Annotated in this window: 9 protein-coding genes; 5 read left to right on the top strand and 4 right to left on the bottom strand. The window is 69.6% G+C overall.

The features are described 5' to 3' along the window. Positions 1-252: 252 nt before the first annotated feature. Positions 253-1467: an MFS transporter gene (locus tag ACP26O_RS03845; protein WP_175664162.1), complete on the bottom strand. Its 1215-nt coding sequence runs from the start codon at positions 1465-1467 to the stop codon at positions 253-255. 348 nt (positions 1468-1815) lie between these two features. Between ACP26O_RS03845 and xdhA the strand changes: the two genes are divergently transcribed. The 4 genes from xdhA to ACP26O_RS03865 all read left to right on the top strand — a co-directional run bounded on the left by xdhA (position 1816) and on the right by ACP26O_RS03865 (position 7005). Next, positions 1816-3378 carry a xanthine dehydrogenase small subunit gene (gene xdhA, locus ACP26O_RS03850; RefSeq protein ID WP_175664161.1) on the top strand — a complete coding sequence of 521 codons (1563 nt, stop codon included), beginning with the start codon at positions 1816-1818 and terminating at the stop codon, positions 3376-3378. Between the two features lie 18 nt (positions 3379-3396). After that, on the top strand, positions 3397-5760 hold the full coding sequence (gene xdhB / locus ACP26O_RS03855; protein ID WP_175664160.1) for a xanthine dehydrogenase molybdopterin binding subunit: 2364 nt from the start codon (positions 3397-3399) through the stop codon (positions 5758-5760). An 84-nt stretch (positions 5761-5844) separates the two neighbouring features. Continuing rightward, positions 5845-6507, top strand: a complete 663-nt coding sequence (gene xdhC / locus ACP26O_RS03860) for a xanthine dehydrogenase accessory protein XdhC (protein WP_175664159.1) — start codon at positions 5845-5847, stop codon at positions 6505-6507. A 96-nt stretch (positions 6508-6603) separates the two neighbouring features. Continuing rightward, entirely contained in the window at positions 6604-7005 is a 402-nt protein-coding gene (locus ACP26O_RS03865) for a polyketide cyclase (protein WP_175664158.1), read from the top strand. 42 nt (positions 7006-7047) lie between these two features. On the opposite strand, the gene ACP26O_RS03870 is transcribed toward ACP26O_RS03865, so the two are convergent. The 3 genes from ACP26O_RS03870 to ACP26O_RS03880 form a co-directional block, all read right to left on the bottom strand. Next, entirely contained in the window at positions 7048-7995 is a 948-nt protein-coding gene (locus ACP26O_RS03870) for a LysR family transcriptional regulator (RefSeq protein ID WP_126227245.1), read from the bottom strand. 68 nt (positions 7996-8063) lie between these two features. After that, positions 8064-8702 carry a 2-hydroxychromene-2-carboxylate isomerase gene (locus ACP26O_RS03875; RefSeq protein WP_006752404.1) on the bottom strand — a complete coding sequence of 213 codons (639 nt, stop codon included), beginning with the start codon at positions 8700-8702 and terminating at the stop codon, positions 8064-8066. 91 nt (positions 8703-8793) lie between these two features. Next, entirely contained in the window at positions 8794-10266 is a 1473-nt protein-coding gene (locus ACP26O_RS03880) for a TAXI family TRAP transporter solute-binding subunit (protein ID WP_175664157.1), read from the bottom strand. Positions 10267-10730: 464 nt separating this feature from the next. Between ACP26O_RS03880 and ACP26O_RS03885 the strand changes: the two genes are divergently transcribed. Next, on the top strand, positions 10731-11096 hold the full coding sequence (locus tag ACP26O_RS03885; protein WP_175656162.1) for a BON domain-containing protein: 366 nt from the start codon (positions 10731-10733) through the stop codon (positions 11094-11096). Positions 11097-11105 lie beyond the last annotated feature (9 nt).

The following is an 11105-nucleotide window of genomic DNA, read 5'->3' on the forward strand; positions in this document are numbered from 1 at the left end:
TGATCCTCCGGTTGGGTCAGGAGGCGATGAGGGGCACGCATGCGCGGGAAGGCGCGGCTGCGATTCTCGATGTCGAAACGGCCGGAGGCGCAGTGCTCCCGGCGCGCGACCATGCCTGGCCCCGATCGTGCCGAACCGAACCGCTCGCTCAGGGGCGCCGATGCGTTCCGGCGTCATCCCCAAGCGTTGCGCGTATTGCGGGACTTCGATGTGTTGCCGCGCTGGCCGGCATTGCCGGTGCCGCGACACGGCTCACGCCGCCGCGCCGCTCCCCGCGACGCGCGCCTGCCGCTGATACAGCCCCATCGACAGCGCGACACCCGCCGCGGCGGCCACGGCCGCGAACAGGAACACCTGCGGATAGCCGAATGCGCCCGCGATATAACCGGCGAGCGGGCCGGTAATGCCGAGCGACAGGTCGAGGAACACCGAGTACGCGGATAGCGCCGCGCCGCGGCTCGCGGGCGGCACGAGCGCGACGGCCTCGACGCCGAGCGCCGGGAAGATCAGCGCGAAGCCGAAGCCGGTCAGCGCGGCGCCGGCGAGTGCGACGTGCGGCACGGGCGCGAGCCACAGCAGCAGGAGGCCCGAGCATTCGAACGCGAACGACACGATCGCGACGCGGAAGCCGCCGTAGGTCTTGATCGTGTTCGCGAACAGCAGGCGCGCGCCGATGAACAGCGTGCCGAATACGGTCAGCGACAGCGCGGCGTTCGGCCAGTGGCGCGCCGCGTAGTACAGCGTGACGAAGGTCGCGATCGAGCCGAAACCGGCCGAGCCGAGCGCGAGGCCCAGGCCGTGCGGCAGCACGCGGGTGAACACGCTCGCATACGACATCCGCTCGCCATGCACGAGCGGCACGGCATCGATCAGGCGTGCGAGGTAGAAGCCGATCGCGGCGAGCGCGATCACGATCACGCCGATCAGCGCCGGGTTCAGCGTATGCGCGATCGCCACGCCGACCGGCGCGCCGAGCGCGAGCGCGCCGTAGGTCGCGATGCCGTTCCAGGAGATCACCTTCGCGTTGTGCGCGACGCCGACCCGGCCGATGCCCCACAGGATCGCGCCCGTGCCGCACAGGCTTTCGCCGACACCCAGCACGAGCCGGCTCGCGACCAGCAGCACGAGGCTCGCGACCGGCCAGTGGGCCAGCAGCAGCGCGACGAGCAGCAGCACGCCCGACACGCCGCAGCCGATCAGTCCGCGCAGCACCGTCTGCTTCGGCCCGAGCGTATCGGCGAAGCGCCCCGCGAGCGGGCGTGATGCGAGCGTCGCGAAATACTGGACGCTGATCGCACCGCCCGCGACGATCGCGGAAAAGCCGAGATCGTCGTGGACGAAGCCCGGCAGCACGGCGAGCGGCAGGCCGATGGTCAGGTAGCAGATGAACGTGAAGCTGACGACGGACACGATTTGCAGCGTGACGGCGAACCCGCTGCGCGGCGGTGTGGCGGAATCGGTTGGCATGGGGTCGGAACGAATGAGCGAAGCGGAGCGGAAGTTGGCGTAAAACGGAATCGGGATTTTCCCATGGAACCGGTTTTCCCGCAGGTACCGCTTAGTTCAACACGCCCCGGTTCCTCGCTGGCGGAGCGCCGACGGATCGGCGCGGGCCGACCCGAAACGCAAGTGGGGCAACGCGCGAGCGGGGCTGGCTGCCGGCTGCCGCGCTCATATCGCGGCAGTTATATGGGCCGCATGCGTGATGGGCTATGGGTTGGGAAATTTGATGGTGATAGCGTGCAAACTGTCAGAGAAACGTCGGTCGAGCGCCCCGCGCAGGCCGCCTTGCCCCCCTTGAAGAACGACAGAGACATGAGTGAGCCGATCCGCTTCTACCATCGTCACGCGGTCCGCGAAGTCAGCGGCGCGGACGTCACCCGCACCGTGCTGCAGTACCTGCGCGAGGATGCGCATTGCACCGGCACCAAGGAAGGCTGCGCGGAAGGCGACTGCGGCGCGTGCACGGTCGTCGTCGGCGAGCTGACCGACGCGGGCACGGTCGCGTTCAAGGCCGTCAACGCGTGCATCCAGTTCCTGCCGACGCTCGACGGCCGCGCGCTGCTGACGGTTGAAGACCTGCGCCAGCCGGACGGTTCGCTGCATCCGGTGCAGCAGGCGATGGTCGATTGCCACGGGTCGCAATGCGGGTTCTGCACGCCCGGCTTCGTGATGTCGATGTGGGCGCTGTACGAGAAGCACGGCCACGAAGGTTGCGGCAGCGCGTGCGCGAAGGCGAAGGACGTGCCGACGCGCACCGAGATCGCCGACGCGTTGACGGGCAACCTGTGCCGCTGCACCGGCTATCGCCCGATCGTCGACGCGGCCGTCCAGATGTTCAATGCGACCGGCGAAGGCGCGTCGCAGCCGGTAGCCCCGGTCGACACGGCCGCGCTCGCCCGCACGCTCGCGTCGCTCAAGCGTGACGACACGTTCGACTACACGACGAGCGACGGCGCGCGCTTCGCGGCGCCGCGCACGCTCGACGCGCTGGCCGCGCTGAAGATCGAGCGGCCCGACGCGCGCATTCTCGCCGGCAGCACCGACATCGGCTTGTGGGTCACCAAGCAGATGCGCCGGCTCGACGACCTGATCTACGTCGGCCAGATCGCCGAACTGCAGACCATCGCGTACGGCGACGACTGGATCGAGATCGGCGCGGGCGTGACGCTCGAGAACGCGTATGCGGCGCTCGCCGGCACGTATCCGGAGCTGACCGAAATGTGGAAGCGCTTCGCGTCGCTGCCGATCCGCAACGCGGGGACGATGGGCGGCAACGTCGCGAACGGCTCGCCGATCGGCGACTCGATGCCGGGCCTGATCGCGCTCGGTGCGCGCGTCGTGCTGCGCGGCGGCGACACGGTGCGCGAGCTGCCGCTCGAGGCGCTCTACACCGGCTATCAGCAAAAGGACATGGCGCCGCACGAATTCGTCGTCGGCCTGAAGGTGCCGACCCGCACCGGCGCGCGCGCGAAGCTGCAGTTCCGCACCTACAAGGTGTCGAAGCGGTTCGACTCCGACATCTCGGCTGTGTGCGCGGCGTTCGCGTTCGTCGCGGACGGCGACACGATCCGCGAGCCGCGCGTCGCGTTCGGCGGGATGGCCGCGACGCCGAAGCGCGCGACGCATACGGAAGCCGTGCTCGACGGCGCGCAGTGGCACGAAGCCACCGCGCAGGCCGCGATGCAGGCGCTCGAGCGCGACTATCAGCCGCTCTCGGACATGCGCGCGACGAGCACGTATCGCCTCGATGCCGCGAAGAACCTGGCGTATCGATTCTGGCTGGAGACGCGCCCGCACGACCCGCTGCCGCCGCAAGCCGTGAATGTGCGTGAAGTGGCCGCCGAAGCCGGCGCCGACGCCGACGCACGCGTCTGAAGACGGAGAACACCGAACATGAACCAGCAAGCAGAACCGTTCCTGAACACCCTCGACCAGCAAGCCGACGCCGCGCAGGTGCACATCTCGCGTCCGCACGAATCCGCCCATCTGCACGTGAGCGGGCGCGCGACCTACACCGACGACATCCCGATCGTCGCCGGCACGCTGCACGCGGCGCTCGGGTTGTCGGCCAAGCCGCACGCGAAGATCGTGTCGATGAACTTCGACGCGGTGCGCGCGACGCCGGGCGTGGTCGCCGTGTTCACGGCCGACGACATCCCGGGCGTCAACGACTGCGGCCCGATCATCCACGACGACCCGGTGCTCGCGAAAGGTATCGTGCAGTTCGTCGGCCAGCCGATGTTCATCGTCGTCGCGACGTCGCATGACATCGCGCGGCTCGCCGCGCGCCGCGCGCAGGTCGACTACGAGGAGCTGCCCGCGATCCTGACCGCGCAGGAAGCGCGCCAGGCCGAAACCTACGTGATCCCGCCGCTGAAGCTCGCGCGCGGCGACGCGGCCGCGCGGCTGGCCGCCGCGCCGCATCGCGAGTCGGGCGAGATGCTGCTCGGCGGCCAGGAGCAGTTCTATCTGGAAGGGCAGATTGCCTACGCGGTGCCGAAGGACGACGACGGGATGCACGTGTACTGCTCGACGCAGCACCCGAGCGAAATGCAGCACCTCGTCGCGCACGTGCTCGGCGTCGCGTCGCACAACGTGCTGGTCGAATGTCGCCGGATGGGCGGCGGCTTCGGCGGCAAGGAATCGCAGTCGGGCCTGTTCGCATGCTGCGCGGCGCTCGCCGCATGGAAGCTGCTGTGCCCGGTGAAGCTGCGTCCGGACCGCGACGACGACATGATGATTACCGGCAAGCGGCACGACTTCCATTACCGCTTCGACGTCGGCTACGACGACGACGGCCGCCTCGACGGCGTCGCGCTCGAGATGACGTCGCGCTGCGGCTTCTCGGCCGACCTGTCGGGCCCGGTGATGACGCGCGCGGTGTGCCACTTCGACAACGCGTACTGGCTCGGCGACGTCGATATCGCCGGCTACTGCGGCAAGACCAACACGCAGTCGAACACCGCGTTCCGCGGCTTCGGCGGCCCGCAGGGCGCGTTCGCGATCGAGTACATCCTGGATGACATCGCGCGCGCGCTCGGCCGCGATCCGCTCGACGTGCGCTACGCGAACCTGTACGGCAAGACCGAACGCAACGTGACGCCTTACGGGCAGACGGTCGAGGACAACGTGCTGCAGGAACTGCTCGGCGAACTCGAGACGACGAGCGACTACCGCGTGCGGCGCGCGGGCGTGCGCGAATTCAACGCCCGCAACACGGTGCTGAAGAAGGGCATCGCGCTCACGCCGGTGAAGTTCGGCATCGCGTTCAACGTCACGCACTTCAACCAGGCCGGCGCGCTGGTGCACATCTATACCGACGGCTCGGTGCTCGTGAACCACGGCGGCACGGAGATGGGGCAGGGGCTCAACACGAAGGTCGCGCAGGTCGTCGCGCACGAGCTCGGCATCCGCTTCGGCCGGATTCGCGTGACGGCGACCGACACGAGCAAGGTCGCGAACACGTCCGCGACGGCCGCGTCGACCGGCTCCGACCTGAACGGCAAGGCCGCGCAGGATGCGGCGCGCCAGCTGCGCGAGCGGCTCGCGGTGTTCGCGGCGAAGCAGTTCGGCGACGGCAAGGTCGATGCGGCCGACGTGAAGTTCGGCAACGACTTCGTGTGGGTCGGCGGTGCGAGCGTGCCGTTCGGCGAGGTGATCGCGAAGGCCTATCTGGCGCGCGTGCAGCTGTGGTCCGACGGCTTCTATGCGACGCCGAAGCTGTACTGGGATCAGTCGAAGCTGCAGGGCCGGCCGTTCTACTACTACTCGTACGGCGCGGCCGTGTCGGAAGTCGTGATCGATACGCTGACGGGCGAGATGCGCACGCTGCGCGTCGATGCGCTGCACGACGTCGGCGCGTCGCTGAACCCGGCGCTCGACATCGGCCAGGTCGAAGGCGCGTTCATCCAGGGGATGGGCTGGCTCACGACCGAGGAGCTGTGGTGGAACGCGGGCGGCAAGCTGATGACGCACGCGCCGTCCACGTACAAGATCCCGACGGTGAACGACACGCCGCCCGAGTTCAACGTGCGGCTGTTCCAGAACCGCAACGTGGAGGACAGCATCCATCGTTCGAAGGCCGTCGGCGAGCCGCCGCTGCTGCTGCCGTTCTCGGTGTTCTTCGCGGTGCGCGACGCGATTGCCGCGGTCGGCGACTATCAGGTGAATCCGCCGCTCGACGCGCCGGCCACCGGCGAGTCGATCCTGCGTGCGGTGAACGCGGTGCGGGCGGCGAGCGCCGTGCGGGCAGGTTGAGATGAAACGACGCCCATGCTCACTTCGATCGCTGCTCTCCGAGGGAGCGGTCAGCTTCCTTGGGGCGGCCCGGCGGAGGTTGACATGAACGGACCCGCTCCGTCGCAGAATGCCGCGTCGCATGCACCCGCCGCCGGGTGCGACGGCGCGTGCGGCGCGTCACCCGCGCAGACGTTCGCGCAAGGCACCGGCCGGCGCAACCGCGCGAGCGCCGCGCCGCCGCCGATGCACATCGTGCTGTTCGGCGCGGGGCATGTCGGCCACGCGCTCGTCACGCTGCTCGGCGCGTTGCCGTGCGTCGTGCAGTGGGTCGACACGCGCGACGAGCTGTTCCCGGACGAATGTCCGCCGAACGTGCAGCCGGAGCCGACCGACACGCCGGAGGCCGTCGTCGACGCGGCGCCGCCCGGCGCGTACTTCCTCGTGATGACGCACAACCACGCGCTCGACTTCTCGCTCGCCGCGCAGATCATGCGGCGGCGCGACTTCGCGTACTTCGGGATGATCGGTTCGCGCACCAAACGCGTGAAGTTCGAGCGCCGGCTCGCCGCGCGCGGCGTCGATCCGGCGCGGCTCACGGAGATGGTGTGCCCGATCGGCATCGCGGGCATCGTCGACAAGGCGCCCGGCGCGATCGCGGTGGCCGTTTGCGCGGAACTGCTGCAGGCGCGCTCGGGGACGCCGGTGGCCGAAGTGAAGGCGACCGCGGCCGGCCGCGTGCGCGACGACGTAAGCTGCGCGCGGTAACGACGAGGGCCGCTGCACCCGACGCGCGCTCGCGCGTTTTTGCCTACACTGCACGGATCGCGCGGCATCGGGCCGCGCGTCTTTCGTGCAGGTACCATGTCCGATCATCAGGTCTATCTCGACGCGCTCCATTCGAGCCTCGTCGCCATCGAGCGCTGGCTGTCCGGCGCCGATACCGCGCCCGCGGCGCTCGATGCGCTGCTCGCGCCTTTCTCCATCGATTTCACGATGATCATGACCGACGGTCGCGTGTTCGACCATGACGGCACGCGCGCGCTGTTCGCGAAGCTGGGCGGCGCGAAGCCGGGGCTGCGCATCGCGCTGTCGGATATCCGCGTGCTCGCGGCCGACGCGTCGCATGCGGTGCTCACCTATCTCGAAGCGCAGCAGGCGGCGTCGGGCGAACTGCCCGCGCGCCGCGCGACCGCCGTGTTCGAACGCGACGCGGCAGGCGTCGTGCGCTGGACCCATCTGCAGGAAACTTTTTGCACGGCCTGAGCGACCGCGCCGCATGCGCTCGCGCGGGCTGGCCCGCGCCGGTCAGCGCTTGCGGCCACGCGCGGCGGTCAGCTCGTCGGACACGCTCTGCATCAGCGCGCACAGCCACGCGATGTCGGTCGGCCGATCGGGCTGCGGGTGCGTGAGCAGGTAGCTCTTGATGCGCGGGAACGGCACGGGCGGCGCGACGACGACGAGCGGCAGCAACTGCGCATAGTGCGTCGCGAAGCGGCGCGTCGTCGTGAAGATCAGGTCCGACTGCAGCAGCACCTGCGGCACGATCCCGAAGTACGGCAGCGTCGTCACGATCCGCCGCGTGAGGCGCGCGCGTGCGAGGCCGATCTCGATCGCGTTGCGCTTGTCGCCGGTGTACGGCGTCGGCGCGACGTGCGCGGCCGATGCGTACGCTTCGCGCGTGAGCGGCTCGCGTGCGAGCGGATGCGCGTCGCGCATCAGGCACACGATCGTGTCGGAGAACAGGTCCTGGCGCGCGAAGTGCGGGTCGGGCTTCGGCCAGTTGCCGATCACGAGGTCGAGCGCGCCCGATTCGAGCGCGCCCGCGTGGTCGAGCGCGGGATTCAGCGAATCGATTTCCAGATGCGCATGCGGTGCCGCGTCGCGAAAGCGCTCGATCAGCGTCGGCATGAAGAAATCGTTCAGATAGTCGGGTGCGGCGACGCGAAACGTGCGCCGTGCGGACGACGGATCGAAGTCGCCATGCGGCGTCGCGATGAAGTCGACTTCGCGCAGCGCGCGCGACGCCGCACCGAGCAGCGACGCGCCGTATTCGGTCGGCACCATCCCCGACTTGCCGCGCACGAGTATCGGGTCGTTCAGCGTCTCGCGCAGCTTGCGCAGCGCGGTACTGATCGCGGGCTGCGTCTGGTTCAGCCGCAGCGCGGCCTGCGTGACGCTGCGCTCGAGCAGCAGCGTGCGCAATACGCGCACGAGCCAGATATCGAGCGAGGCGGTACGGTCGTCGTCTTCCATCGGGGCGGGCTGGTTCGGGGAAGCGTAACCTTACCGCAGCCGCGCGTCGCCGTGCGTGATACCGGCCATCACACGCGGCCCTTCGGCAGCGTGCTGATCCGCTTGACCTCGCGCGATTCGAGCCAGTTCGGCGTGCGCGCGCAGTACAGCACCATCGGCAGCGCGTCCTCGCCCCAGAACAGCTGCTGGTTCATCCAGAAAGTCGGGACGCCGAACACGCCGAGCGCGATCGCGTCGTCGGTGTTGCGGCGCAACTGCGCGCTCGTTTCCTCGAATTCGATCAGCTCGTCGCCGTGGCTCACGCCGACGCGTTCGCACAGCGCGGCGAAGCCGTCCGGCGTCGACGGATCGTTGCCGTCGTGCCAGATGAAGCGGAACATTTCCAGCACGGTCGCGATATCGGCGCGCAGCGCGAGCGCGAGGCGCAGCACCTTGTCGGAATCGAACGGATGGGCGGGCGGCATCTTGAAGCGGATGCCGAGCTGTTCGGCGCGAAACAGCGCGTGGCGGTACGTGAACACGCGCTTGGCCGGTACTTCGGCGCTCGGGCGTTGTCCCCAGTGGCGCTGCAGGTCGAGCAGCGACACGGCGACGGGTTCGAACGGCACGTCGGGCCATTTGTCGAGCTGTTCGAGCAGCAGGTAGGAGAACGGCGACACGAAGTCGTAGAACCACGCGGGTTGGGCAGTATCGAGGCCGGTTGTCATGGCGATCTCCAGAGGGTGGGGCGTGCGCGCCTGGCGGCGGCCTTCATGTTGCGCGGTGGCGCGGATGCAGCAATGATCGCGGATCGGCCGCTTACGCGGAACCGGGAGTCGCCCGGGGGGGCGCGCCGGCCGGCGGCGACGCCTCCGCGGTTCGCGCCGTCGTGGGCGGCCCGGCGCCGGGCGTACCCGACGTGCCGGACGTACCCGACGTACCCGACGCGGCGTCGTGCTCGTGCGCGGTGAGGCGCTCGCGCACGAAGCCGATGTGCTCGCGCAGCACGTAGAACTGCCCCGCGTATGCGAGCGGCATCTTCATCCGGTTCACGGCTTCCTCGATGTCGTCGAGCTCGTCGAGCAGCTGCACGCGCTCCTCGGCCGTGTGCTCGCCGAGCGCGCGGCGCTCGAGCGCGATCAGCGCGCCGTACCAGCGGTAGATGCGCGAACGCACGCGCCAGCCGTACAGCGACGGCACCAGCCGCAACCCGGGAATCAGCACGACGATCAGCGGCACCAGCACGACGAGCATCCGGTCGACCAGGCTCGCGACCCAGAACGGCAGCCGCCGGTACAGGAAGGTCTTGCCCGACTTGTAGTAGCGCGCCGCGTCGTCCGACAGCGGGAAGCCGCGCGTGACGGCCGACGGGAATTCGCCCGCGTGCTGCAGGATCGTCGCGTGGCCGTGCACCTCGCGCGCGGCCTCGATCAGCAGGTCGGACAGCGCGGGATGCAGCGTGTCGCGCGCGACCAGCTCGATCGTCGGCGCGACCGTGTGGATGTCGGCGGGCGGCAGGTTGCGGCCGAGATCGTAGACGCCCATCGGCAGCGTGATCGCGGTCAGGTACGGAAAGCGCCGCGCGTACGCCTCGGCCTGCGTGAACGAGTACACGTGCACGCCCGGCGCGCGGAACAGCTTCGCCATCACCGGGATCTGGGTCGAGTCGCCGGACAGGAACGCGGCGTCGATCTTGCCGTCAAGCAGCGCGGTCGCGGCGTCCTCGCCGGCGGTCGGCAGCAGCTCGGTCGCGCCGCCCGGCACGATGCCGTTCATCTTCAGCAGCGCCAGGCTCAATTCGCGGGCGCCGCTGCCCTCCGCGCCGAGCGCGAGCCGCTTGCCCTTGAAGTCGGACAGGCGGGCGACGATCGGGCCGCGGTACATGATCGCGAGCGGCACGTAGCCGATGCTGCCGAGCGAAACCAGGTGCTCGTCGCGCTCCTTCGGCCCGATGCCGCTCTGCACGAAGCCGACGTCGACCGGCGCGTTCGGGTTCGACAGCCGCTCGAGGTTCTGCGCCGATCCTTCGGACGACTCGACGTCGAGCGTGACGCCGTTCTTCGCGAGGATCGCCTTGTATTTCTGCGCGGCGTTCCAGTAGGTGCTGCCGGGCGGCCCGGACGAAATCACGAGCGTGGACGGCGGCGCCGGCTGGATCAGCTTGACCGCGAGCCAGACCGCCGTGGCCGCGAGCAGCACGGTGGGGCCGATCGACAGCGCGAGGTCGCGCCACGACACCGCGACGAAGCGGGCGAGGATGCGGCGGGGCGGGCGAGGGCTGGCTGGCTTCATGGCGGCGGCGGATGACACGGGCGTGACGCATCGATGACGGCGGGCTCGGACGCTGCACGCGATGCATGTTCTGGCGGCGATGGTACCCGGTTTCCCCTGACGTGCGCGAATCCGCCGCCGTGTCGCGCGGGCTTGCCCGGCCGGCCACGACGGCCGGTCGTGTGCGGCGGCGCTCGCCCGCGCGTCAAAAGCTTTGCGCTTCGGCGGGCGCTGGATTACATTGTGCGACGCAGCCGCGCCCGATTCGCGCGCGACCCGGCACGCAATGAGACCGGGCGCGTCCGGCCGGCGGCTGCCCGGCCCGGCCGGCCCGCACTCGCGCGCGCCGGTTGCCGGCCCGTGTCGCCTCTCTCGCATCGCCGTGGAAATCATCGGCCGTCCCGCCCGTTCGCGCGCGGGCCGGCTGCCATTGGGGGTATCCGGCCGTACTGTGCACGGCCGTTCAGGAGTTACAAGGAGATAGCATGAAGTCGATCGTGTTGAGAGCGTTGGGTGTTGCGGCCGTGGCGGCCTGTCTGACGGGCAGCGTATACGCGCAGTCCAGCGATACGGCGGCCACCGAAGCGCCGGCCGCGGCAGCGAGCTCGCCGAAGGCGGCGGCCAAGACCGCGAAGAAGGCGAACCGCAAGCTCGGCTACGCGGTGCGCAAGGCAATCACGAAGGCAGGCGGCATCGACGTGGCCAACATCGTCGTGCGCTCGAAGGGCGGCGCGATCACGCTGGAGGGCACGGTGCCCGACCAGGCACAGATCGACAAGGCGGAAGAGGCAGCGAAGGGCGTGAGCGGCGTGACGTCGGTCTCGAACAAGCTGACGGTTCAGCAGCAATAATGCCGGGCG

The sequence above is a fragment of the Burkholderia sp. R-40 genome, assembly GCF_049942845.1.
GTDB classification, from domain to species: Bacteria; Pseudomonadota; Gammaproteobacteria; order Burkholderiales; family Burkholderiaceae; genus Burkholderia; species Burkholderia ambifaria.

Bases quoted from the DNA above. Each gene is read 5' to 3' on its own strand.
- ACP26O_RS03845 (WP_175664162.1), bottom strand. From the start codon at position 1,467: ATGCCAACCGATTCCGCCACACCGCCGCGCAGCGGGTTCGCCGTCACG.
- xdhA (WP_175664161.1), top strand. From the start codon at position 1,816: ATGAGTGAGCCGATCCGCTTCTACCATCGTCACGCGGTCCGCGAAGTC.
- xdhB (WP_175664160.1), top strand. From the start codon at position 3,397: ATGAACCAGCAAGCAGAACCGTTCCTGAACACCCTCGACCAGCAAGCC.
- xdhC (WP_175664159.1), top strand. From the start codon at position 5,845: ATGAACGGACCCGCTCCGTCGCAGAATGCCGCGTCGCATGCACCCGCC.
- ACP26O_RS03865 (WP_175664158.1), top strand. From the start codon at position 6,604: ATGTCCGATCATCAGGTCTATCTCGACGCGCTCCATTCGAGCCTCGTC.
- ACP26O_RS03870 (WP_126227245.1), bottom strand. From the start codon at position 7,995: ATGGAAGACGACGACCGTACCGCCTCGCTCGATATCTGGCTCGTGCGC.
- ACP26O_RS03875 (WP_006752404.1), bottom strand. From the start codon at position 8,702: ATGACAACCGGCCTCGATACTGCCCAACCCGCGTGGTTCTACGACTTC.
- ACP26O_RS03880 (WP_175664157.1), bottom strand. From the start codon at position 10,266: ATGAAGCCAGCCAGCCCTCGCCCGCCCCGCCGCATCCTCGCCCGCTTC.
- ACP26O_RS03885 (WP_175656162.1), top strand. From the start codon at position 10,731: ATGAAGTCGATCGTGTTGAGAGCGTTGGGTGTTGCGGCCGTGGCGGCC.